We start from the raw sequence: 23,377 nt of genomic DNA on the forward strand, positions 1-23,377 counted from the left end.
TGAGAAACACGTTGTCAAAGGATCCACACCCAAACCCTTTAGGCCCCTCCCCTGTCCCTCGTGCCCCTGACCGCCAGCAAGAGGTGGACAGACGGCCTTCCGGGACTCCGGGGCCCTCCTCGCAGTCACAGGAAGGACTGATTGCAGTGATCTGCGTCAACCGGCAGGGCCTCGCCTACCTCAAGAGGACTCTCCGACCCACCTACGCCTTCGTCCAGGCCACCCCCAAGAGCCAGTTCCTCGACCCCGCCTTCGACCGCTCCGTCGACGTGTACCCGGGCATGGTCCTCATGAAGACCAGCGGCGAGAACGTCACTGTCATCGATGCCAAGGGCGTCCCCTTCGGCCTCAGTGCCAACTACATCGGCGGCGACGGCATCGATGAGCCCCTCGAGGCAGGCCTGAACGCCGTCGCCTGCTGGGTCCTGACCCCGGCCGCCGAATTCGAGGTCCTCGCCCCGGCCTTCGACGACAAGCAGAGCTGGACCGAACCCGGCGACGGCACCGAAGTCCTCGTCCATGCCCAGACCACCGGCCCCAACCGCGGCAAGCTCGTCCCCGCCGGCACCACCGGCGCCAGCAAGGACCCCGTCGCCCGCCTCATCAAGGTCAACTCCCCGACCAAGATCACCATCGGCGGCCTGCGCTAACGCGCCCCGAAACCAGAGCGAAAGGACACCCCTTACATGAGCACGACGCTCGCCCACCGGGTCGCCAAGAAGTCGGACGACTACGTCGGCGACATCCTGGCCCGGCGCGCCGGTGCCGACGGGAAGACCGCCTCCCTCTCCCACGAGGCCAAGGTCAAGAAGCTGGCCATGGTCCTGCAGGACGAGTCGGCCGGCATCAAGCGCCTCGGCGTCGGCATGATCGGCCCCATCCAGCTCAAGCTCCGCTACCAGGGCATCGTCCGCAACGTCCTAGTCGAGGACCCGGTCACCCCCGGCACCCCCGTCCAGTACGACGTCTGGGACGACCGCGGTCAGGCCTACCTGATGTCCGGCACCGAAGGCGAAGTGCGCATCACCCCGTTCGAGGGCAAGCGCGTCGACATACGGTTCTTCCGCATCGCCAGCCGCCCGGCGATCCGCAAGGAAGACCTCTTCTACCTGCGCATCAACGCCGTCGAGCAGGTCCAGGACGAGACCAAGCAGGCCATCCTCAAGCAGGAGGACTCCCGCCTCATCGCCCTCCTCCAGGCCGCAGTCACCGACTACGCCAAGCGCCCCGACCACACGGTCACCCCGAACCACACCATCACCGAGTCCTCGGGCTACCTGACGCCGGGCTCGCTCTACAGCGCTGTGTCCATGACGGACATGCACGAACTGCAGTCCTCGCGGATCCTCATCAACCCGATGGACTTCCGCGACCTCTACCGCTGGGACATCAACCAGACCGGCTGGGCCTTCAAGGACCGCGTCGTCGCCGGCGAGACCATCACCTCCTTCGGCGAGTTCCAGATCCAGCGCTCGATCGTGGTCCCGCAGGGCAAGACGTTCCTCACCCCGGACCCGCAGTTCCTCGGCGTCATGCCGATCCTCTACTCCCTGGACGTGGAGGAGCGGCACATGGTCGAGGATTTCTGGAAGGGCTGGGTCTTCGACGAAATGATCGGTCTTGCAATTTTGAACAGTGCCGGTATCGCGCAGATCGTCAAGCAGTAGACTGGCCTGAACAGCTCGTTTGTCGAGTGATCCCAGGTTTTCGAGAGGGGTCATGCTCGCAAAAAACCCTCTCCTTCCATTAAGATCTTGCGATGGATCTTGCAGAAGGGGAGGGTTTTCTGTGACGGGCAGGCCATCCAGGAGCCACCGGTATATAGATGACGCGCTGCGTATGCACAGCGAGGACTTGATGTCCTTGAGCGAAATCAGCAAGACGTTGGGTCCGAGCGTTCAGAGCTTGTCCCGGTGGTTGAAAGCAGCCGATGTCGAACTGCAACCACGCCCGCGCAACCCCAATGCCGGACGCTCCCAGGAAGTCCAACAGGAGATCAACGCCCGCATCAGTCAGAACCGCCAGGGACTTGGCTGCGGCGAACGGGTTGCGCGGGAGGACCGGACCTGCCGACGATGCGGCAAAGAGTTCCGAGTCCCCAAGGCCTCACAGAAGAAATACTGCTCCGTCGGCTGCTCACAGGCCGGGCGCCGAGACCCACAGAAGCGGATAGTTGCCAACTGCGAAGTCTGCGGCACGGAGTTCGAGCGCTTTGTCAGCGCTCAGGGAGCGAACAGGTTCTGTTCGATCCCTTGCCGTAGCAAGGGATCGAACGCGATCCAGTGGAAGTACCAAGAGAACGTTCTGGACTCCGGCTACGAAGCACTCTTCGTCGGCCTGTGCGCCGTGTACAACGTGACTTGCCAGCGATACGACCGGTCCAACGGGGCAGCGTGGGAAGACGGCCGATGGTACGCACCCGACTTCCTCGTCAAAGCCCACGGACAGGCTGTTGCAGTCGAGACCAAGGGCCGTGTCCGTGACACCGACTCACCCAAGTGGGAAGCGTTCCGCTTGTGCTGGCCGGAGACCCCACTCATCGTCCTCAGAAGAGAGGACCTGGTACCTCCACCGTCTTCGCGTGGGCAACTGCTCCGACTGCTCGGATTGCTTCCCTGAGGGCGATTTCTGTGCTCGTGAGGCTGCTTGCTGTCAACCGGCGAGGGCAAGCGCGTCGGCGAGGTGGTCCAGACCGGGGATGCCGCTCGGGAGCGTTCGGTAGAGGGCCAGGGCCCTGGTTCGGGTGAGGCCGGTTCGGTACGAGGTGGGCAGGCTGCCGTACGCCGTGGTGGCGGTTACAGGCATCGGCGGCGTTGCCGCGATGGTTCTTTCCTCCGGCCGACGGGCTGTTCTCGTGTGTCATCTCGGCGCTCCCGGCCTCGCCCGTGGTCACCCTTGGGTGATGCGCCACGACCGTGCCAGGGAGCAGGCTCGCTGACCTTGCGGATGACCGCTGTGCAGCGTGCGCCCGATCGCTCCCCCAGCGCCGAGATCGTCTCCACGTCCCTGATCACGCAGCGAGCCCCACCCCAGTGAATGATCAAGAACAATCTATCCCTGAAGCCCCACGCTCTGACAAGCCCTCAGATCCGGTGCATTTGGTCCCGTACCTGCATCAGGGCGAAGCCCAGCAGGTTCGTCCCCCGCCACCGCGAAGGGCGGGCAGCATCCGGATGGTGCTCCAGAAGTCCGATCCCCCACACTCGGTCCATCGGGCTCGCCTCCACGAGCGTCTTGCGCTCGGTCCCGGCGAGGTAGGCAGCAAGCCGTGGGTGCTGGCCGAACTTTGCTCGATTGCCCTCCACCACGGCTGCGAAACGGTGGTAGCGCCACGTCTGTTCGTCGAAACCCACCACCTGGGCGCCGGCCGACTTCGCCACCAAGGGGTCATCTGTCGCAAGAATCGCCGCCAAAGCCCGCTCATCGCCGAACAGCCGCGCCTTGTAGGCCATCATCCAGTGCTCGGCCGTCGCGTACCGGACACCGTCGACGGTGAACGGCTCGGGCCACCACTGGCTCAGACACCCAGGGCCGATACGGCCATCGGACTCGGCCGCGTGCGCAAGGAAGAACACGAACTCCTCACGCGGAGCGTCCGGCAGCATCCGGTGATCCGGCTCGGGCAGTGCAGTGGCCATCGGTCCCATGCGGCCCAGTGTCCCCCACACTCACCGGCCCCGGTAAGCGATGTGGAACTGAGCAACAGGCACCCGGCCTGGTATCGATGGGACGATGACAACGTATGGGGCACCTTGGCGGGCGCTGACCACAACCCCTTCCGGGACGGCCCCGCCTTACCCAGGTTCAGCGGCGGTTACCGCGACCACTTCCGACCGAACGGCCGCCCCCTCGAGGGCGACGGTCCCCACGCCAATGAGCTCGAACGCCACCTCAGAGGCGAAGCCGACCGCGCACAGATCGCTATACGGGCACGCCCCTCAACCCTCTGGCGCGCACTGGACCAAGGGCGGTTCGGCACCGTCCACGACGAGCCGGGCCACGAGTTCGCAGGCCGCCAGAACGCCCGCCGCGAAGGCGAGAACGCCCTGTTCGGCTACCCCATACACCACCCTGCACAAGCCCGGCCGGTGTACGGCTTCCTGACCGGCGATCCCGAGAACAGCCGCCGCGCCGAAGGCTACGGGGAGCACACGATCGTCCTCCACCGTCCCCGTATCGCACACCGGACCACCGTCACCTTCGGCGACAGCCTCAATCACGCGACGATGCGCAGGCAGGATGGCGGAGTTCCCGTAGTGCCGCACCCACTGGGCGACGTCCGGCTCTCCGCCTACCCGCACTCCCACCTCGGCCGCCCCATGGGCTCTCCCGCACGGTTCCGGCTCGACCACGACGAACCCGGCCAGGGACCGATGCCCCGATACGCCGAGACGCAGATCCACGGCGGGGTGCACCTGCCCGACATCGCACACGTGGTGCTACGCGGCCACCGAGACCCCGCACTCGAACGGACACTGCACGACAGACGTATCCCGTTCTCCCGGCCGACCCCATCCACCACCGCTCGTGTCACCGGTCTCTCCGGCTGGCAAAGCAGAAACCACACCCACAAAAGCCACACCAGCCCTACTCTCAGGCCCATGCACGGCTACGCCGCCTGAAGCGGTGACAGAGTCTCTCCTCCGGAAGGGGCCCGTATGACCGGCCGGTTCACGCGCATCCCCCACCCGCGCGATCTGGAAAGGGCACGGCGCATGCACCGGTTGGGATACGGAGTGTCCGTCATCGCCACGGCACTGGGGTGCAGCCGAGAGGACATCGTGCGCTGGGTGAAGCGCAGCGGCGGCGACCGTCAGCTCCCGCCGGCTTCTGCCCCGGCTGGGGCTTCGCGTACGGCCCGGGCGGTCAGGCAGGAGACCGTGCGTGCAAGGCAAGCACGCAGACTGTGGCAAAGCGGAGCGACGGCGGAGGATATAGCGCGCGGTCTGGCCGTACCGGTCAGCCGTGTGGAGACCTGGCTCGCCCTGCCGTAAGTCGCGGACAAACGCCCCCGTTCGAGATGCACCCCTGTGCAAGGATTGCGGTGTTCCGCCAAGAACCGTGTTTGCCCAGGGGAATCCACTGTGAGCGTTGCCGCCCAGGCGTTCGACGATGTCTACACCGCCCTGCCGTGCACAACGGAACCGGAGCTCTTCTACGCCCCGGACCGCCGATCCAAGATGTCTCCCGCCGAGGCAGCCCTGGAGGACGCACGGGTGACCCAGGCGAAAGCTCTGTGTGCCAAATGCCCCATCGCAGACCCCTGCCGGGAACTCGGCCGGACCCTGCGCGACCACGGCGGCATCTGGGGCGGCGAGGACGACGCAGACCGCGCGATGGCAGCCCGCCGCGAAGCTCGGGTGCGGGCCACGGCCTGAGTGCTGAGCGGTGAGCTGGGGCTCGGCCTCGCTCGAACCGACTGAATGAAAACAGCCCCGCCAGCCGATAGAGTCGCAGATCAAGAAGTGTCGGTCCCGCGCACGCGGGGATGGTCCTGCCTCGCCAACAGCCATGAGGAACATTGCGCCGTCGGCCCCGCGCACGCGGGGGTCAAAGCCTTCTGTGCGGACCCCAAGTCCGCACAGAAGGCTTTCATGACGATCTTGAGGCTGGGCTGTCAGAGGCGGGTGAGACGATGAGCCCCATTGGCCTCAAACCGCTTCTGGGGGATGACAGCATGCCGCTTGTGGCGATCCAGCCATCGTTTGGCAACCCTGCTGCCAGGCGCCACTGGCGCGACACCTTGGACCAGGAAGTACCTTTCGCCTCCGGGCAGCACATGTCTGCTCTCACCGAGACTGAGCGGGCACTGCTGCTGGAGGCACACCCCTCCGGCAGTGCGCGGTTCTGGGGCGCCACGGCGGTTCAGGACAAGAACATGGCGCGCCTCCGCACGGGCGACGTTGTGTTGTTCACCGGCGGAAATCTTGTGCGCGGCATAGGCGAGGTAGGCGTCACGCTGAGGAACTCGGGGTTCGCGGACACGATGTGGACGCCGGATCCGAACAAGGGCAGCTGGCACAACGTCTACAGCTTGCTGTCGTTCCAGCCCACCGAGATCCCTTACGCCGAGATCTGGGCTTTGCCGAGCTTCAACGTGGGCGACAACTTCATGGGTCTGCGCATACTCAGCGGGGAGAAGGCCGAGGAGATCCTGCAGGGTCTGGGTATCGACACCTTCGCCGGCGCGCAGCAGGAGATCGCCCGTGACATCGAGGTGGCCACTGCGATCGCGGAGGGTACCCAGGTCGTGCCTGTCGAAGGGCTCCATACCGCTGCCGCGACATACCGCCGTGATGCGCGTCAGATACGCGTGAACAGGGCCGAGGCACTTCTTGTGCGTGAGTACGTCGACACGCTGAACGGTCTTGAGGTGCAGCGCTTGCGAACTCCTGCCGGGGTGACGGACATCCACGTGTCGGGGCCGGACGGCACCGAGATCATCGAAGCTAAGCGGAGCAGCGACCACGCGTACGTACGGGCCGCGCTGGCGCAGCTCCTCGACTACGCGCCTCACAGCCCCCAGCAGGCGGACCGGCTCACCGGTCTGTTTCCTTCCCGTCCCGCAAGCCCTGACATCGGCCTGCTTCACCGCTACGGCATTGACTGCCTCTACCGGTCGGCTCCCGGTGTCTTTGAGCGGGTGGAGGCACCGGACGCGATGCGGGAGCACATGTGTCAGGTGTGGATCAAGGTCTGAGCTGTTCACGGAGGGCAGAGTTGCCCTGTCCGTCCCCCGGCCAGCCACCTGGTTAAGAAGCGAGACCTGCTGTTTGCCAGAGGGAGGCGCTTCGTGGGGACCACCGTCGAGGACATCGTCACGCAGATGCGCAACGCTCTGCGCGTAGCGGATCCGGAGCTGGACACCTCCACCGGCACGGTGGTCCGCAAGATCCTGGACGCGGTGGCGGGTCCAGTCGCCGATGCATACATCCAGAACCACCTGCTGTCCTATCCGTACGACATCGACAGCAAGATGGGTACGGACCTGGAGCAGTTCTGCCAGCTGTTCGGCATCGGCCGTATTCCGGCCCGCCGGGCGACAGGAACGGTGACCTTTTCCCGGGACGGCGACCTCAAGCCGACGGTCTTCATCCCGATCCACACCGAGGTGGTCAGCAGCAAGGACAGGGCTGCCACCGTGCAGACCGTGGCCGGTGCCGTGTTGCTGCCGGGCGTTGCGACCGTGACGGTCGCAACGCAGGCGGTCAACGCCGGGTCGGAAGGGAATCTCGCAGCCGGGTCTCTCAACTCGATCGCGACGCCGGTGCAGGGTGTCTCCACGATGACGAACACTCAGGCCTTTACCGGCGGGCGTAGCGGGGAGACGGATTCGGAGCTGCGGCAGCGGTGGAAGAGCACGGTGTTCCGGTCGTTGGCGGGTACGGAGCAGATGTACCGGGGGATCGCGCTGGATGACGCGGACTGCTCGGCGGTGAATGTGGTGTCTGCGTCGAAGCCGTACCGGGAGACGCTGCAGATGCCGCCCTCCGGCAACTTGGTGGGCAAGGTGGCGGATGCGAAGTTTGTGTATGCGTCTCCGGTGCGGGTTTCCGTGGACGGCAAGGTGCTGACGGAGGGCCTGGACTACAAGTGGATCAATTCGGTTCCGCCGCAGGTCCAGCAGTTGTCGTCGGGGAGGCTGGTGCCGGGGAAGCTGGTGACGCTGGAGTACGAGTACCTGTCGAATGCCTCCCGTAACGATCCGTTGTCGCAGATCACCAACCGGGTCGACATCTGGACGGTGGGCACGCGGGCGCAGGCGGCGCAGCAGTCGGTGGTCTTCCAGCAGTCGTTGAAGTTCACCGGCGCCAAGGGCCAGACCATGAGCGTGGGGAACTGGGTGCGGGCGGATCAGCGCAGGCCGGCGGATGGGAATGTGTTCGTGCCGCTGGCTTTCGGGCCCATCATCAGCGTTCCGTCCGAGCTGTTCGTCGACAACGTCGGGTACGGGCTGGTCGATGACGACCATCCCTTCGGGACGCTCAAGGACAACATCCGGTATGCGTACCAGATCGTGCACGAGGACACTCCCGACGGCTGGACGCCGACGAGCCGGTTCGGTCTGGAGTGGGATGCCCGCTATCTGCCTGCCGACAAGACCGCGTTCGAGGTCGGCCAGTACAGCGAGGGCAAGAAGAAGGCGCAGGACGGCGGTTACACCTACAACGAGCTGCCGGCGGCGATCCAGGATGCCGTGGACCGGTGGCGTCTGGCCGGTACGGACGCGAAGGTGCACCAGGGCAAGCGGCGGTGGCTGCGGTTTTCGTTCGGTGTGGTCTACGACCCGGATTTCAACGCCTCTGTGGCATCGGTCCAGAACGCGCTGCGCAGCGCGTTGTCGGGGTTTTTGGCGTCGAAGACGTTCGGGCAGCAGGTTCAGGTGGCCGATGTGCTTGGTGTGGTCAACGCCGTGCCTGGGGTGGACAACATCCGCTTGATGAACGGCTCGGATTTCCTGGACTACGACACGGCCAATCCTGGCAAGTCGCAGGTGGGCATTCAGTTGATCTCCCCGGACGCGGATCCCACGGACAAAGCGCTGGCTTCCTATGTGGATCCCGCGACCGGCCGTGCGATCGATGTCGTCTTCGGGGACGACGAAGTGCCCGTCCTCGGGCAGATGCTGCTGACGACGTTCGCCTCGAACACCTTCGGGGCGGTGTGAGCCGATGTCGGTGATGGACACGTCCACCGCGCCGGGGCTGCTTGCGGACCAGACGGCGGTCTCGGTCCCGCAGTCCGTCGCGCTGCGGTCGGCGACCAACATGCTGGTGCCGGATGTGCCGGTACTGCAGCGGCTGGAGAACTTCCCCGAGGAGCTCTACGACCTGTCACCCGGCTCGCATCTGATGCGGCTGATGCAGGTGCTGCTGGGCGATTCGGGTGTCGGGCAGCTGCGCAAGCGGCTGTTGATGGCGCAGTGGCAGGCCATTTCCGTGTCCGGGGCGCGGTTTTACGACCTGGACCGGTTCTACGGGCCGATCCTCGGCGCGTACCGGACTCCGTCGGAGGCGCTGCCCATCAGCCCCATGGATTCCGCGACGGCCACCGCGGAGGAATGGGAGCGCATCGAGACGGCCGATGCGTCCTACCGGGACCGGATGAGCTCACTGGTCCGCACGCTGCACCAGGCGGGGACGATTCCGGGGCTGAAGGCGGCCGCGGAGGCCGTGGTCGGTGCGGAGTGCGACGTCTTCGAGTCCTGGGGCATGCTCGAGGCCAGCCTGCATCCGGAACAGAACGGCCGCACCTGGGACTACTTCGCCACCCGCACCTTCGACAACATCGAGGGCACCCTCTGATACGTCCTGGAAGGCCTGCCCTTCATCGGCAAGTCCGGTGCCCTGTCCCGGTCCGAGATCCTTGTGCGGGTCCACAAGGACTACCCCGCCGATGCCGAGGGTGAACGCGAGCGCTCCCGCGACGAGATGGCCGTCGTCCAGGTGCTGCGCCAGCTCAAGCCCGCGCACCTGCTGCTGACCGTCGACACCCAGGGCGCCGGTGCGCTGGGCGAGGTGCCGGTGGCCGGGGCCCGGGCCGACAGCGAACACGCCGCTGTCGCAGACCGCGGGGGCCGACTGGTCGTACAACACCCAGCTTCCCCAGTCGTCGTCGTACGGCTTCGTGCCCTCGGAGGAGACCGGCTGGGACGAGCCGGGCGACGGCGAGGTGTTCACCGCCATCGACGAGATGGTGGCCTTCCGCGACGGCACCTCTGCCACCTACGGCTCCTCCCGGGCGCTGGTCACCCCCGTACGAGCCATCACCGGTGCGCTCAGCCGGTGCGTTACGCGACAGGTGCCCCCGTGGTGCTGTCGGTCACGGACTCGCTGCCCGCCATCATCACCGAAGGCGTCAACGACGATTCCCGGCTGCACCCCCAGCACTACGGTGCCGGCCACTGGCAGCGCCAGGAGCTGAAGACGACTGCGGTGGTCGCCCAGGCGTTCCGGCTGGTGATGACCCGCATCCCTTCCGCCGACGGGCCGCGGAACGTGGCGGGCGAGCCGGTCGCCTACTCGCTGGGGGTCAAGGAGGTCCAGGCCTCGTTCGCCGCCGTCACCAAGGACGACGTTCCCTGGCGGCCGCTGGCGGACCGTCACTACGCGCAGCCCATCGCCACCGGCCAGGACCTGCTGGGTTCGCCGGTGGAGTACCAGATGCGGCACAGCCTCGCCTTGAACGTCCTGGAGGACGAGGCTGTGTGGCGGTGTGAGCCGCAGCCCGTCCCGGACGCTGTGGTGTGCCTGTACCTGGACATGCGGGACGCGGCCGGTAGGCCGCAGACCCTCGACCGGCTGCAGCTCGATCCGCTCACCGCCGACCCGAGCATGAACGTGTACTACACCCAGGACCAGCCGCGCCCTGCGGCGTTCTCCCCCGCTCAGACCCCCGTCCCGCCGTCCATGCTCTCCGCTCCTCTCGGGCTGCCGCAGCCTGTCGAGGACGGGCTGCTGTTTCGGGGCGAAGGGGCGTGGCTGGACGTGGACAACCGGGCCACCCAGTTCGACCCGTACCAGCCGTTCCTGCTCGCCGGGGTCGTGCACCCTCAGTTCACCTCCGACGAGCCTGAGGAACAGGTCCTGCTGGCCAACAGCGCGCTGCGCGTTGCCGTGCAGTCCGGCCGCCTGTCGGCCACACTCGGGCCGCGCCGGGTGGAGTGCCCGACCGGGAGCTTCGCCTTCAACCAGGAACTGCGCTTCGCCGTCGCCCTGCACGATGACGTGCTCTACCTGACTGCGGGCGGGGCTGTGTGTGCGGACGCCGCCGGGCTGCCGGTGCCGCAACGGCTCGACCGGCCCCGGGTCCTGCGCTTGGGAGCCGGCATGGACGGGCAGGGCGGGCGGGCAGGGTTCCGGCTCCGTTCCCTGCTGCTCAAGCAGGGCTGCGGTGAGCAGATCCATGATCTGACCGGCTACTGGGACGATCCCGACGCATGGACGGTGCCCCAGGCCGCCGGGGAGGTTCCGGACGGGCTGTCGGGCAACGCGCTGCTGCGGTTCTCCCCCCGGCTGGTCACCGAAGGCGAAGGAAGCGTGTGCCCCACCGGGTTGATCGGTGGTCCGGCACACGCCGAGGACGCCGTCGCGTGGACGCCCGTGCTCGGCGACTACGTCCTGGCCAAGGGTGCGGCGAAGTTCCGGCCCGTCAAGGCGTCCTTCCTGAAGCTGGAGTTCACCAACCTCTCGCCCATGGTCGTCAGCCCCGGCCGGGAGGCGCCGGTGATGACGGTCAAACGCTTCCCAGCGAGCACTGGCGGACACGCCCCGACGCTCAAGGCCCGCGAGACGTACTCGTCGGCCGCCGATCCGGGGACCCGGCTTGCGGGTTCGCTGCCGACGCCCTACCGGTACTTCGACACCTTCTCGATCGACCGCGGCGACAAATACGCCGATCGTCCTTACCTGCCGACCGAAGCCCTCTACGCACCCGACCCGGCACAGGCCCAGGAACTGCGTTCAGGGTTGCGTGGTTTCCCTTTCCAGCCGCAGCCGGGTTCCATCGCGCAGCGCTGGTCGGCGACCGGCCGTCATGCCTATCAAGTCGAGGAGATCACTCTCGATACCAAGGTCGCCTACGAGGTCGCCCTCCACCGCGTGCGGGCGTACCTCTCCTCGGCGGGGGCCGAGCAGGATCTGGGCCAGTACGTCGAGCTGTTCCTGGACTCCGGGGCGCTGAGCGACTACCAGCACGGCCGCCCGGGCCAGTGGGTGCTGCGGGACGACGGTGGTCTGGAGTGCCCGGAGGACACACCGCCGGGCGGGGCTGTCGCCGAGTCCATCATTCATGTCTCGCGCCGCCGGGTGACGGCGGTCCAGTTCGCCGGTCAGCAGACCGATCCCGTCCAGCTCGCCGAAGACCCGTACATGGACGACGAGTCCCTCCACTTCTGGAAGGCGACCGGTGACGCGACCATCACCTCCACCGACGCCTACTCCGGCGACATCGGCCGTATGGTCCACGTCGTCCGCGGTTACGCGCACTCGACCTGGTCCGGGCTGGAGAGCGCATGGCGGTCCTGGGAGGCCATCGAGGCCTCCGGCCCCGGCCCGCTCAAGCCGAGCTGGGACGACGTCACTCAGGAGAAGGCGGCTTCCGACTTCGGCGGCATCACCCTGCTGCGCCCCAAGACGCCGCCTCAGGGCGGGCGGCTGTATGCCGCGGCCCGGGTCTACGCGACGCGGACGCTGACCGATCCGCTCGTCCTGCAGCTGCTCAATTACGACGGCACGGTGCTGGCCGAGGCCGAACACCGGCCCGTTCAGGGGCAGGTCGCCGAGTGGTACGTGGGCCGGACGTTCAAGAACACCCTCCCCGGCGATCGCGTGAACTGGGACATGGTCAGCGCCGAGGGGCAGGGGCCAGCCCGGACATGGCCTGGGCGATCATCGTGTACACAGCAGCGCTGTTCGGGTCCCAGTACCAGTTCTGCAGCCGTTTGAGCGTGCAGGATGCGGTCAGCGGTACCACCCGTGGCCAGGCGGTCACCAGTGGCACCGAGTTCAGATAGCCGGAGAAGACCGGAAGCCAGGTCACCCGCTTCATCTTCACCACGATCCGGTCGTTCGGCGCGCAGATCTGGTCGTACTTGCGGCGGGTGTTCTGCAGGGAGAAGTTGAAGGTGGAGATGCCATCGCTACGGCGGGTCATCGTGCCGTCCACCAGGTCATCCGACACATCGAGGATCCCGTGCTTCTCGGTGTGGATGTACGCCCGGACACCCGGTGCGTTCACGAAGTTCGGCATGGCGTCGTCGTCCCTGGGCTCGGCAGTGCGGTCACTGCTTTAGGCACCAGACCGTCAGCGCCGACAGGCGGCCTGCTGTCCTGCCCGCGAGCTGTGCGGCGAAGAGGCGCAAGAGCCCAGCCGAGACCGTGGAGCCTCCCCATGCCCGTGACGTAGCAGGTGACGACCCGCAACCTGACCGAGGGAGTCCTGGTGATCACCCCGGACCCGACCAGCCGCGACTTCCTGCGGTGGGAGGGCAAGGGAGACCCGGACGGCGAGGACATCAAGTACCTCTCCCGTGACGTCGTCGCCATGCCGGCGTTCATCAAGGCTGCCCAGAACGGCACGATCGCCGTCGAGGGCCTGGACGACTCCGACAGCCTCAAGGTCCTGCTCAAGCCCAAGCGCAGTACCAAGCAGCAGGCCGCACAGCTGCTGACGGTCGAGAACGTCGACTGGGACCAGAACGGCAAGCCGGTCACCACCCATGTGCCGGTGACGGTCGAGCCCCTCTACAAGGGCTGAGCGCACATGAACAGCCAGGCATCGTACGACCTGTTGATGTGCGTCTCCGGAACGCTGGACACCACCCACACCTCCGGTGGCGATCACGAACGCCTCGAGGGCATCGCGCATGCCTTCGCCCCCGAACCCCCGGCAGAGACCCTCCCCGAACCCGTTCCGGACGCTGATCCCGCTCCCCCGGCGAAGCGCACCTCCGCAGCGCCCAAGCGCAGCCGGGCCAAGGCTGCGGCTGCCAAGTCCCCCGAGACCGCGAGCACCGAGTAGGAAACACAGAGAGGTTCGCCGTGCCACAGAGCAAGACCGTCACCGCCGCCGACACCGCGTCGTCGGGCACTGTCGAGACCACCGGGGCCAACTCCGGCGGAGGAAAGAACGCAGCCGCGACGCCCACCGCAGTCTTCGTCGACACCTCCGGCGCCACGGGCGGCACCGGCGTGCTCGTGGACACCTCGCTCAAGGCGACACCGGACACCACCGGCCAGTCCTCGGTCATCGACCGCCAGCTGCCCTACCGTCCCCCGTCCACCGGAATCCCCGGCACGACGGCCGATACCACGCTCACGGACAAGCCGGTCTCCGACGGACGGGGAGCCACCTTCGTCCCAGCCAGCGTCAACGTCGGCGGCACCACCGAGACCGCGAACTTCGGTGCCCAGCCCCTCGGTTCGACGGCCGTACCGGCGGCTCCCGCAGCCCCCGCCGCCGTCAGCGCGGACCGCTCGGTGGCGCTCGAGTGGGCCCCGGTGCCCCACCCCGCTCCGGACGCGCCCGTCCTCGGGTACACCATCGAGTCCGACACAGGCGGCCACCTCAACGCCGCCGCGAACGTGACCCGTTCTTCCTTCGGCCAGGTGGTCGGCGGCCAGTCGTACCGTTTCCGTATACGGGCCGAGAATCGCAACGGCACTGGACCGTTCTCCCCTTGGTCCGCCCCGGCACAGGCCCTCAACTACGAGGAAGTCCCCGCCAAGGACATCTGGCCGGCCAACCGGATCAACCCCGTCTACCGCCAGGACGGGACTATCGTCGACGGCACCGGCATCGGCCTCGACGGCATCTCCCCGCTGCCCGCCCCCACCGGCGTGACCGTGACCACCGCCCAGGGCCCCGACAAGGCCCAGATCTCCTGGGCCAAGCCGGCCAAGACGCCGCGCGGATACGTCGTCACCATCACCGGAGCACTGACCACCACCGCCCAGGTCGACGGCACCGCCACCGGTTTCCTCCTGTCAGCCCTCACCAAGGACATGGCAGGCAAGAAGCTGACCGTGGTCGTCACCGCCATCAACGCCATCGGCTACGCATCCCCCGGCACCTCGGCGGAGTACACCGTCCCCGCCGAAGGCTTCCCCGCCGCGTAACCAGGCCTCCGGACGGCCTGTACGGAGGCCACACCCGTGACCTCCGTACAGGCCGTGTGCTGTCCAGCGGTCCCGGCCCGCATGCCAAGAAGCGGAAGACGATCCGAAGGGGAGCGCCCAGGTGTCCACTCTGACCAAGCGACTCGCGCTGAAGGTCTGGGACGGTGCTGATCCGTTCCTGCGCCAGGACTTCAACGACAACAACTCCAAGCTCGACTCCTACCCAGGCCACTACGTCTGCACGTCCGGCACGCGCCCGGCCTGGGGAGCCGCCCAGAGCGGCATGATGATCATCGAGGCGGATACCCGTCGGACCCTGATGTGGGACGGCAGTTCCTGGCACGAGCCGCTGGTCGCCCCGGCGGTGTGGACCGGGTACAGCGACGTCCCCTACACGCTGCCCATCAAGAGAAACCTGACCTGGCAGGTCGGCACTTTCAATCTGCGGCGCACGACCGGCATCCGCATCGACATGATCGCGCAGCTGTACACCTCGACGGAGAACGGTGTCGTCGTCGACATCGACCCGTACATCGACGGCTCGTTCTGCCAGGTCGGCTCCCACGGGACCGTCGGTTTCCCGAAGATCCCGAACATCAACACTTCCTGGAACATCCCCGTGACCGCGTTCGGCATCCGCGGCTCCCTGGGCCCGGGAGTGCACACGGTCGGCATCAACATGGAGGTCGACTCCAGCTACCCCAACGCCATCGCGACGGTCCAGAACGTGGCGTACATCGTGCAGGCCGTCAACAGCAACGACACCTGATCCGAGGGGAAGGAGGGGGAAGGGTGGAGGAGTACACCGACCGGTTGTACGTGTCCCGATACGCGGCAGCCGACTTCGGCCTGCAGGTACACCGCGAAGGCCGACTTGGCGACGCGGACGGTCCGGTCACCGTCGCCCTCATCAACGAGACGGGCCCCGAGGACCGACGAACCGTCTGGTCCCGTACGGCCGACCACCCGGACACCGGCACCTACACCGTCCGCCTCACCAGCAAGGACACCGGCATCCCGGGCCTGTTTCATCTCCTGTGGACCTACACGGCCGCCGGCGAGAACGACGAGTGGAGCACCTTCCTCGAGATCGGCCAGGCGGCACCCGAGTACGACCGCCTCGCCGACCCGATGAAGGGCGTCGTCGAGGCGACCTGGAACCGCTTCCGCGACCTGTTCGACATGGCCACCGAAGGCCCCCACCTGCAGACCTACATGCAGACGAACTTCGGCCGCCAGCGCCTGGCCCAGCTCCTGCGCATCGCGGTCGGCCGCCTGAACACCGTCGCCCAGCCCTACCAGAGCTACACACTCGACGGCGACGGCGGAGCGAGCTTCCCCGCCGACCGGTGGGGCTCACTGCTGGAAACCACCCTGTACGTGGAGTGTCTGCGGCACCTCGTCCGCTCGTACGTGGAGCAGCCGGAACTGACCGGCGGCGGTGGCGCGACACGGCACGACCGCCGGGACTACATGGACCGTTGGAACAACGTGCTGATGACCGAGGAACGCATCCTCAAAGGCCAGCTCGACACCTTCAAGATCGCCAACATGGGGCTGGGGAACGTACGGGTCCTGGTCTCCGGCGGCGCGTACGGCAAGTGGGGCCCCGCCCGCTACCCCGGCACCGCCGGACGCCCCTACCTCGCGGCCCGGTACTTCTGATGCGGCCGGGCCAGGGTTACTACGTACGGCGCCACCAGGCGTGGGCAGTCGAGCAGGAGAGGATGCGGCACGACCAACCACTCTGGTCAATCGGCGAGTTGTGTGTGTTCGCCCTGATGTGGACGGCCCGCGACGCGGGCGCAGGCCTGGTGAAGCGCTGCACCGTCTGCGTCGGAGCGAACCGCATCGCTGCCGCGTACGGGCAGGGCGAACGCAATCGATGCGCTGGCTGCTTCGGTACCACCTTCGAGGGCGGCTACCGGGGCCTGATCGTTCGGCCGGCACTCTTCTCCCAGGCTGACGTCGAGGTCCGCCAGGACGCCCACGGGCAGGTCACCCCGAGCGCCTTCGGAGGCCTGCAGATGGTCGAGTCCACCAGCGACTTTCTGACCCACTCCGGCGACTACGTGATGCGAGCCAATGGCGAGCGATACCAACTACGCACGCTGCAGCGCTCCAGCGTCCGGACGGGGTTCGGCACCCCGGACCAGCCTGATGCGGTCTACGCGTCGAGCCAGTCCCGGGCGGTGCTGGAGGACCCGGCGTCGGTGGCGTACCAGCTTCCCCCGCGGGGGAAGGACTTGCGGGCACTTGCTGGAGCTTTTGACGCGCCGCCGGATTTCGCGCACCTGGAGACGGTCCGGGGGCCGCTTGTCCCGGCGTACTCGGAGGCGTGGGCGCCAGGATGAGCAGCCAGTCGGCGCTTACGAATCTTCGACATGCGACAGACCATCCCTGCACGGGCGGGGATCGCCCGGGTGTCAACGGCTAACGTTCCCGTGAGGCCAGCCCCGCTACGCGGTGCCGGGTTGAAGCCAGCAAGAGGCCCGTAACGGCAAGCAATTGCCGTTACGGGCCAGTGCTGCCCGCTGTTTCCACGGACCTGAGGGCATCCGTCCCTTGCCCGAAGCAGCTGTTCATACGATGTGGATGCGTTCCATGACTCCTTCCTGGTCACGAAGAAGCACATCGCTGCCCTTGCTCCTTTGCTCCTCGAGGAACGCGTAGACCTGCACGGCCCTGTTGATCACGTCGGTCTTGGTCAGACCAGTGAGATCGGTCAGCTCCTTGATCGCCCTGACAGCTGGCGGGACCAGCGTGACGGAGTAGCGCTCGTTCGCTGGCTGGCGCGGCTCGTGAGTCGACTGCTCCACAGTTGTCTCTCTTTCCATTGGATCAGTCCTCCCTTGGCATCGTATCGACTGGTTTATGCACCTTCAGACGCAAGGAAGCAAGTCAACTCTGCCACAAGAAAGCGCCCACTTGCAACGTTTCAGGTGTAGTTACGCACCTAAGTGGTAGGGTCAGGCCCAGCTCCGTTGGGGACCTGACGCCGCCACCTGAAGGCGCAGGGCCCCTCCCGGGGCTGATGTCAGGGGCCGGGCAACTCGCCGGCCTTGGCCTTCCCTGCGAGAGGAGGTGGCTGCCATGGCGCTAGCAGCGGACCCGGTTCCTACCTAGGCGAGAAGCGCCTAGGTCCGGGTCTCAAGAGAGGCCAATATGTCGGACGATGAACAGCTCACCCCTGCGGCGTATGTGAAGATCACGACCACGACTGAGGGGCCTTCCTTCGTGGCATCTGTGCCTGCGGGGGAGACCGGCACGTTGCTGCGGATCGTTGAGCTCAGCTTGGGTATCACCGGGACCGCTATCGGCCCGTACGCGATGGCTCAGGCTCTGGACTCGGCGGATAGCGGCTTCCCGTGGCCGGCCCGGGTCGCGTGTCTCCTCATGGCAGCACTGTTGCCGCTTGCCTTCTTCTTCATGAGGCGGCGCGCTTAACGAGGTGAGCGCGTGGCGGCGGTCCGTCTCAGCGTGGTGTACCGCCGCCATGCTTAGCTTCACGCGAGCCTTCACGGAGCCATCCCTGCGTGTGCAGGATCGGTTACACAGGGGCGTCGTCCAACCTCCGGTACCAGGGCAAATCCTCGCGTGCGCGGCATTGGCGGCGGTGGCCCGGGTACCTCTGCCGACGTATCTGCGCGAGCGGGTACTGGGCCAGGCTTCGAACTCTCCCATCTTGGCCCGCGCAGACGCTCCATCACTCCACTGGGGCTCAGCGACGTCGGGTAGGCGCGTCGCGTACGAGGAGGAGACCCGTCGAATATGCGCGGCCACGCCCGATGCCTCCGGCCAAAGTGTCGGCGAAGGCCATCGGGTCAGTGACAGTGAGGGTGCCTTTGATCTCGGCCCGCGTCAGACGGAGCCCCGGATGCTCACTGCTGCTCGTGATCGCAGGAAGCATGCGGACACTGAGCTGTTGCTCATCCGTAGTGGCTCCAATGCGCTGGATGCCCTTTGGGCTCGTGCGGGGTTCACCGTCGGACTGAAGACGGGCACTGAACCACTGTGTGACATGGCGTGGTGTGGTGTGTGGAAACCGTCGACCTCGGCTTGTGGGCTTTCCGTCAGGAGAGCTAGGGGACTTGTGATGGCTAGTGGGGTTGACGACCGTACGGAAAGTGTAGGTATTTCCTGGGCGGATCGTCATGTCCACGGTGATGCTCTTGGGCTTGTCGGTGAGCGCGGCGGAGGGGATACGGGACCAATCCGGTGCGACGCGTGACTGGACGACCAGCAGGAGCGAGTTGGTCTTGAGGTCAAGTGTCCAGGTGGAGAGCACACCCATCTGGGCTCGGGGGTCCGGCTGGTCGGGGTCGGTCCAGCCGTAGAAGCCGGACATGACGGTCCGATGCATGTCCTGAGCGTCGATGATGGATTTGGCGGCGTAGGGGTGGCGGGCGTCGAGGGCGAGGATGCTGTGGGTGGTGACGAAGCGCGCCGCTGGTGCGGTCGTCGTCATGGAATCAGGTCCCATTCGATCGTGTGCTCCGGGGTGATGCGGATACGTTCTTCCCAGCGGGTGGTATGGGTGCGCTGTTCCGGGTGGAAGGACACAGGTTGGTCCGCGGTGCGCATGGCCCGGGGGGCGTCGGCTGAACTTTCGATCCATGCCCATACCCAAGGTGGTGAGGGCGTGATGCGGGGCAGCAGTGCCGTCTTTTCCAGAACGGTTCTGAGCGTTCCGGGGTGGATGCCTCCGACAATCTCGCCGCTGGGCGGGCAGGATTTACGGCCGAGCCACAACAGGCGCTGGGGATGCTCCAGCGCGTGAGCGATCTGGGCAAGGAATTCGGGGTCGGAGTGTTCGAGAGCGACGACGAATGCGGCGTCGGCGATGTACCAACGGCGGGTGACCATCGGGTCGCGGGTGACGGCCTTGGCCTCGGTGACCAGGGCGCCGGAGTCGGGGTCGGTCACGATGTATTTGGGGGCGCCGTACCACTTGTCGAGGGGATGGTGCCCGAAAGCGCGGCCCGTGGCCGCGTCCAGGGAGTCAGCGACCCTCGCGGCCCTGCGGTGGTCGGTGATCACGTCCCGGGGGCGCAGGGGGTAGGTTCCGCCGCCGACAGTGTGGTAGTCGGCGATCGGGGTACCGGGCTGGTCGGCGCGGGTGGCGAACTTCAGCTCGGCGAGTTCGCCGAGCGGGGTGGTGCGGTCATGGCCTAGAGCTGCCGCGCACATCCCGATGACGCCGGATTTGGTGGGGCGCTGGAAGGTGTCGCGATGTTCGAAGCGGGAGACCGCACCCCAGGACTGCAGCGGGGCGGCCAGCCTTGCCAGGAGGACGTGGCTCACAGGTCAGTCAGCCCTTCGACGGTGTCCGTCTCCGTCGCGGTAAGAGTTCCCGCTGCGATGAGTTCGGTGAGCAGCTCCTGGATGTCAAGGTCATAGGTGAGGATGCGGCCTGCTTCGATATCGGCGCGCTTGCGGACGACGAGCTGGTGATGGCTGATCAGGCGTCGGGCGGCGGCCAGGGAAGCGTGTCCGTCAGTCTCCTCGCGGATGGGCTTTTCGAAGGCACCGGCGTAGTTGAAGGGACGTTGTCCGTCGAAGGCGAGGATGAGTTTGGGCAAGGAGCCGGTGGAAGCGGTGGAGTTTCGCTTGGCTTCAGGGAAGGCGTTGACGAAGGCGTCCACAAACTCGGTTTCGGCGGCCTGCGCAGCACTTTCCGCCTGGTCGGCGGGCATGCCAGCGGCCTGGAGGTTGACGCGGAGCTGGAACCGGTCCAAGGCCGCGTGACGGTAGAAGGTGCCGGAGATGAGAGCCTGGTAGCCAGTCATGCCAGCGCCGGAATCGTCGGCGGCATCGATGAAGTCGAGGGCGTTGGTCTTACGGTTGACCTTCGCATCGTCAGCTGCGGCGTAGAAGTCGTCGATCTGTTCCGATGCGTGGACGGTGAAGGCGTGCCCGGTCTGGATGGCGCCGTCCACGTTGGGCGAATCGGCGATCTCTGCGAGGAATCGTCCGTAGAGCGCGATGTCGATGGCGTCCCCGGGGGCGAGAGCAGCGAGGACAGCTGCCCGGATGTCCTTGGGGATGGGTAGCAGCCCGGCCGTGCTCTCCTCGGCGTCGTCGTCCTCGGTGCTCTTGTTCTTCGCCTTGCCTTTGGCCTTCTTCGCGGCGGCCTCGGCCTTGGCGTCGATGTACGACTCCGCCCAGGTGACGACCGTCGAGCTGTTCTTGTCGATGTAAGCGGCGATGGTCTCGCCGGCGGTCTCCGGGGCGAACAGCAGGACCTTGGTCAGGTTGACGGTGTTGGGCTTGTCCCCGAACTTCAGACCGATGCCTTCCAGGCAGGCACGGGCGATCGCCAGGGCGTGATCGTGTTCCCAGCCGCGCTTCTCCAGAGCGCGGGACGTCAGGAGGGCCCATTCCCGGGTGCGCATGCCCATGGTGTGGCCGGCGAGGTGGCCCTGTCCGCTGTTGGCCCGCTTGCGGGTGTAGACGCGCTCGGAGCGGCGCCGGGCCTGGGAGGTGATCATGTCCCGTTCGTCGCCGCCGAAGACGACCTTCTTGGGCATGCCGTTCTCGTCCCGGACCGGCAGGACGGCGACGAGAGTTTCCAGGAGGTGCAGGGAGAGGTACTGGTTGCCGTCGAAGATTCCGGCAGAGGTCATCACGAACTCTTCCTGTTCTGGGGGGTGGTTTTGGCCGGGGTGTAGAAATCGCGGGCCCAGGACTCCCGGACCTCGCGGTTGCGTTCGGTCCAGCGAGTGAGGTCCTCGGTGAGCAGCGCCCAGGAAGGGGGAACGGTGCCACAGGCGCGGGACCGTTCGATCGCGTGCTGCAGGTGGCGCCACGGTATGGTGCGGGAGGCCACGATGCGGTCGAGGAGGCGGGTGGCGCCCGGGTTCATGGGCCCTCTGGCAGCGGGGGTTCCGACGCGGCGCAATGCGGTGCCCATGCTGCCGTAGCCGTAGGAAGGGATGCTTGCACCTGCGTGGTAGCGGGCGAAAAGGAAGGCCACCCGCTCGTAGACGGGCCCGTGGTGTTCCTCGGCTGCGTAGTAGCCTGCCCAGAACTTGGCTTCGGTGAGTGCTGCGGGTCGGCGCAGGTCGGCAAGGAATCCGTAGTTGCGGGTGCGCACGAGTCCGGCAAGCCAGATAGCGAGCCGTACAGCAGGTGGCCGTTCGGTTTCCGTGTCTTCCGGTGCGGGGACGTCAGTTTCCATCGGAGGCGGCTTCCCTGAGGTAGTAGGGCGCTTTCTTGTCGGTCAGGAAATCGTGTAGATGCCTTTCTGCCTTGGCCCTGGCCTGGAAGCCTCGTGAGTTGGGCGGCAGGGAGTGCAGGCGCTGGCCGAGCAGGTCTCTGGCCTTTACAGCGACGGCGGCGGCGTAGGGACCGAGGGCCTCGGCGGCAGGGGTGTTGTCGGCGACATCGTCAAGCAGCGCGTGGAAGGGGTCGGCTGTGGCGGCCCAGTGTTCCTTGGCGGCGTCGAACCGGGCGATCTGGGATTTCTTGTCGGCCGGCTTGGGGTTGGGGTAGGCGACGGTCCAGGCGGCGTGCGCGGCTCGGCCGAGGGCTGTGGCGGTGTATTCGGCAATGTCGCAGCCGCACTTGGCCGCCTCATAAAGCTCGTCGTTCTGCCCCGGGACGAACGGGAAGGCGTCCGAGACCCATGTAGCGATCTTGTTGTTGTCAGTCGCAAGTCCGACCGCCCACAGGGTCACTCTGTACGTGTCGGGTAGGTCGATGAGCCGCCCGTACAAGTCGTCGTCCTTGTCGTTCTCGGCAATGGCCGCGTACAAGGCGTGCGCTTCACGCCACAGTTGGCGGGACGCCGAGGGCCTGAACAGACTCCCGGTGCCCTTTGCGTTGGTAGTGAGTACGGCGTCTTGGACGAAGACATCGAGCAGCGGGGCCAGGAGCTCTCCTGCCCCGACGAGGACCTTGTCCACTGCGAGGTTGCCCTCGTCGGTGAGCGTAGGGTGCATCAGGATCGACCGCCCCAGGACGCTGTGGAGGTCTGCCGGTCCGTCCAGGTCGCGTCCCTTCGGCTTGGTGGCAAAACGGCGGCGTACGTGTCCGCCGTCGGTCCAGGAGCGGTTGAACGTTCCAGGGAAATCCTTGGGATACGGGTGAAGGTTCAACCGGATGGTGTCGCCCAGGGTGTTGCCGAGGGCCAGGATCCGGACCCGGGCGGCAAGCCGGCAGGTGGCGAGGTTGTTGAGTGTTGGGCCGAGGTCAGGAAGGCTTCCGGAGATGCGCCCGCGCTTGCCTGGGCCGTAGGCGTGCTGTGTGAGCATGGCGCGGAAGGCGGCGTCTGCGGGGAGCGGGGTGGGGTGTTCCAGATGGTGGTGGTCGAAGAACTGGTTGTAGTCCCCGGCGTGCTCCAGGACGAGCTGTGCGGGCCCAATGCCATGACCTGTGAGGAAGGGGGCGAGTTGTGCGTTCTGCCCGAGTGGTTGATGGGGATCGAATAGGTTCCACTCGGCGGATGGGTCGGCCAGCCACTTGGTCGCTGGGGCCAAGGGAGTCTTCTCGAGGACCCAGGCGTGCCACTGCTCTGGGGTCCTCGGGTAGTGGCCTGAGGCGTAGCAGATGGCGATCAAGTATTCGATGAGGGCCACGGCCTCGCCGGGAGTTGCTGCGCTCACAGCCTGGTAGTTGTCGGCTTCTGCTAACGCCGCGGTGAGGCTGATCTTGGTGCAGGTGCCCGAGCGTGTCAGTACTGGGGTGCATGCTTCCGAGCGTGGGTCCCACCGGAGCTCGGTCAGTGCTGCCGGACCTGTGACGGATGGAGTCAACGT

At 66.6% G+C, this 23,377-nt stretch carries 25 protein-coding genes; 16 read left to right on the plus strand and 9 right to left on the minus strand.

What is annotated here, in order from left to right:
- Positions 1 to 146: 146 nt before the first annotated feature.
- From ACV530_RS25730 to ACV530_RS25740, 3 genes are all read left to right on the plus strand, one after another.
- A complete protein-coding gene (locus ACV530_RS25730) occupies positions 147 to 650 on the plus strand; it encodes a hypothetical protein (RefSeq protein WP_494334979.1) in 504 nt (167 codons plus the stop codon).
- Positions 651 to 686: 36 nt separating this feature from the next.
- Complete coding sequence (locus ACV530_RS25735; RefSeq protein WP_494334980.1) at positions 687 to 1,667, plus strand: HK97-fold major capsid protein; 981 nt, start codon at positions 687 to 689, stop codon at positions 1,665 to 1,667.
- Between the two features lie 172 nt (positions 1,668 to 1,839).
- The gene (locus ACV530_RS25740) at positions 1,840 to 2,619 is read left to right on the plus strand and encodes a hypothetical protein (RefSeq protein ID WP_494334981.1); all 780 of its coding nucleotides are present in this window, start codon (positions 1,840 to 1,842) and stop codon (positions 2,617 to 2,619) included.
- 33 nt (positions 2,620 to 2,652) lie between these two features.
- Here ACV530_RS25740 and ACV530_RS25745 read toward each other — a convergent pair whose 3' ends face one another.
- Positions 2,653 to 2,805, minus strand: a complete 153-nt coding sequence (locus ACV530_RS25745) for a hypothetical protein (protein ID WP_494334982.1) — start codon at positions 2,803 to 2,805, stop codon at positions 2,653 to 2,655.
- Between the two features lie 278 nt (positions 2,806 to 3,083).
- Positions 3,084 to 3,638, minus strand: coding sequence for a riboflavin biosynthesis intermediates N-glycosidase (gene ybiA / locus ACV530_RS25750; RefSeq protein ID WP_494335074.1), 555 nt, complete (start codon positions 3,636 to 3,638; stop codon positions 3,084 to 3,086).
- 114 nt (positions 3,639 to 3,752) lie between these two features.
- Here ybiA and ACV530_RS25755 point away from each other — a divergent pair, with 114 nt between their 5' ends.
- From ACV530_RS25755 to ACV530_RS25780, 6 genes are all read left to right on the plus strand, one after another.
- Positions 3,753 to 4,622: a hypothetical protein gene (locus tag ACV530_RS25755; RefSeq protein WP_494334983.1), complete on the plus strand. Its 870-nt coding sequence runs from the start codon at positions 3,753 to 3,755 to the stop codon at positions 4,620 to 4,622.
- 462 nt (positions 4,623 to 5,084) lie between these two features.
- On the plus strand, positions 5,085 to 5,378 hold the full coding sequence (locus ACV530_RS25760) for a WhiB family transcriptional regulator (protein WP_494334984.1): 294 nt from the start codon (positions 5,085 to 5,087) through the stop codon (positions 5,376 to 5,378).
- A 257-nt stretch (positions 5,379 to 5,635) separates the two neighbouring features.
- Entirely contained in the window at positions 5,636 to 6,700 is a 1,065-nt protein-coding gene (locus ACV530_RS25765; RefSeq protein WP_494334985.1) for a hypothetical protein, read from the plus strand.
- A 93-nt stretch (positions 6,701 to 6,793) separates the two neighbouring features.
- The gene (locus ACV530_RS25770) at positions 6,794 to 8,668 is read left to right on the plus strand and encodes a baseplate J/gp47 family protein (RefSeq protein ID WP_494334986.1); all 1,875 of its coding nucleotides are present in this window, start codon (positions 6,794 to 6,796) and stop codon (positions 8,666 to 8,668) included.
- Between the two features lie 13 nt (positions 8,669 to 8,681).
- Positions 8,682 to 9,305 carry a DUF7297 family protein gene (locus tag ACV530_RS25775; RefSeq protein WP_494334987.1) on the plus strand — a complete coding sequence of 208 codons (624 nt, stop codon included), beginning with the start codon at positions 8,682 to 8,684 and terminating at the stop codon, positions 9,303 to 9,305.
- A 63-nt stretch (positions 9,306 to 9,368) separates the two neighbouring features.
- A complete protein-coding gene (locus ACV530_RS25780; RefSeq protein WP_494334988.1) occupies positions 9,369 to 12,446 on the plus strand; it encodes a hypothetical protein in 3,078 nt (1,025 codons plus the stop codon).
- Here ACV530_RS25780 and ACV530_RS25785 read toward each other — a convergent pair.
- Positions 12,346 to 12,750, minus strand: a complete 405-nt coding sequence (locus ACV530_RS25785) for a hypothetical protein (protein ID WP_494334989.1) — start codon at positions 12,748 to 12,750, stop codon at positions 12,346 to 12,348. The genes ACV530_RS25780 and ACV530_RS25785 overlap by 101 nt on opposite strands.
- Positions 12,751 to 12,909: 159 nt before the next feature.
- Between ACV530_RS25785 and ACV530_RS25790 the strand changes: the two genes are divergently transcribed.
- The 6 genes from ACV530_RS25790 (at position 12,910) to ACV530_RS25815 (ending at position 16,972) form a co-directional block, all read left to right on the plus strand.
- Positions 12,910 to 13,257, plus strand: coding sequence for a hypothetical protein (locus ACV530_RS25790; RefSeq protein ID WP_494334990.1), 348 nt, complete (start codon positions 12,910 to 12,912; stop codon positions 13,255 to 13,257).
- Positions 13,258 to 13,263: 6 nt separating this feature from the next.
- Complete coding sequence (locus tag ACV530_RS25795; RefSeq protein WP_494334991.1) at positions 13,264 to 13,521, plus strand: hypothetical protein; 258 nt, start codon at positions 13,264 to 13,266, stop codon at positions 13,519 to 13,521.
- A gap of 20 nt (positions 13,522 to 13,541) precedes the next feature.
- Complete coding sequence (locus ACV530_RS25800) at positions 13,542 to 14,618, plus strand: fibronectin type III domain-containing protein (protein WP_494334992.1); 1,077 nt, start codon at positions 13,542 to 13,544, stop codon at positions 14,616 to 14,618.
- 121 nt (positions 14,619 to 14,739) lie between these two features.
- Complete coding sequence (locus tag ACV530_RS25805; RefSeq protein ID WP_494334993.1) at positions 14,740 to 15,387, plus strand: hypothetical protein; 648 nt, start codon at positions 14,740 to 14,742, stop codon at positions 15,385 to 15,387.
- A 23-nt stretch (positions 15,388 to 15,410) separates the two neighbouring features.
- Positions 15,411 to 16,283, plus strand: a complete 873-nt coding sequence (locus tag ACV530_RS25810) for a hypothetical protein (protein WP_494334994.1) — start codon at positions 15,411 to 15,413, stop codon at positions 16,281 to 16,283.
- 62 nt (positions 16,284 to 16,345) lie between these two features.
- Positions 16,346 to 16,972 carry a hypothetical protein gene (locus ACV530_RS25815; RefSeq protein ID WP_494334995.1) on the plus strand — a complete coding sequence of 209 codons (627 nt, stop codon included), beginning with the start codon at positions 16,346 to 16,348 and terminating at the stop codon, positions 16,970 to 16,972.
- 228 nt (positions 16,973 to 17,200) lie between these two features.
- Here the strand turns inward: ACV530_RS25815 and ACV530_RS25820 are convergent, their stop codons facing one another.
- On the minus strand, positions 17,201 to 17,437 hold the full coding sequence (locus ACV530_RS25820; protein ID WP_494334996.1) for a hypothetical protein: 237 nt from the start codon (positions 17,435 to 17,437) through the stop codon (positions 17,201 to 17,203).
- A gap of 346 nt (positions 17,438 to 17,783) precedes the next feature.
- On the opposite strand from ACV530_RS25820, the gene ACV530_RS25825 reads away from it, so the two are divergent.
- A complete protein-coding gene (locus ACV530_RS25825) occupies positions 17,784 to 18,065 on the plus strand; it encodes a hypothetical protein (RefSeq protein WP_494334997.1) in 282 nt (93 codons plus the stop codon).
- Between the two features lie 274 nt (positions 18,066 to 18,339).
- Here ACV530_RS25825 and ACV530_RS25830 read toward each other — a convergent pair whose 3' ends face one another.
- Genes ACV530_RS25830 through ACV530_RS25850 form a run of 5 tightly spaced genes read right to left on the minus strand, consistent with a single transcriptional unit; the run spans position 18,340 to position 23,374 of the window.
- The gene (locus ACV530_RS25830) at positions 18,340 to 19,086 is read right to left on the minus strand and encodes a type I-E CRISPR-associated protein Cas6/Cse3/CasE (RefSeq protein WP_494334998.1); all 747 of its coding nucleotides are present in this window, start codon (positions 19,084 to 19,086) and stop codon (positions 18,340 to 18,342) included.
- Positions 19,083 to 19,922, minus strand: a complete 840-nt coding sequence (cas5e, locus tag ACV530_RS25835) for a type I-E CRISPR-associated protein Cas5/CasD (protein ID WP_494334999.1) — start codon at positions 19,920 to 19,922, stop codon at positions 19,083 to 19,085. Before cas5e ends, ACV530_RS25830 begins: the two co-directional genes overlap by 4 nt.
- A complete protein-coding gene (locus ACV530_RS25840; RefSeq protein WP_494335000.1) occupies positions 19,919 to 21,244 on the minus strand; it encodes a type I-E CRISPR-associated protein Cas7/Cse4/CasC in 1,326 nt (441 codons plus the stop codon). The genes cas5e and ACV530_RS25840 overlap by 4 nt, the downstream gene beginning before the upstream one ends.
- Complete coding sequence (gene casB / locus ACV530_RS25845; protein ID WP_494335001.1) at positions 21,244 to 21,798, minus strand: type I-E CRISPR-associated protein Cse2/CasB; 555 nt, start codon at positions 21,796 to 21,798, stop codon at positions 21,244 to 21,246. The genes ACV530_RS25840 and casB overlap by 1 nt, the downstream gene beginning before the upstream one ends.
- Positions 21,788 to 23,374, minus strand: a complete 1,587-nt coding sequence (locus tag ACV530_RS25850; RefSeq protein ID WP_494335002.1) for a type I-E CRISPR-associated protein Cse1/CasA — start codon at positions 23,372 to 23,374, stop codon at positions 21,788 to 21,790. The genes casB and ACV530_RS25850 overlap by 11 nt, the downstream gene beginning before the upstream one ends.
- Positions 23,375 to 23,377: the final 3 nt, after the last annotated feature.

It is taken from the genome of Streptomyces sp. SX-6 (assembly GCF_059089585.1).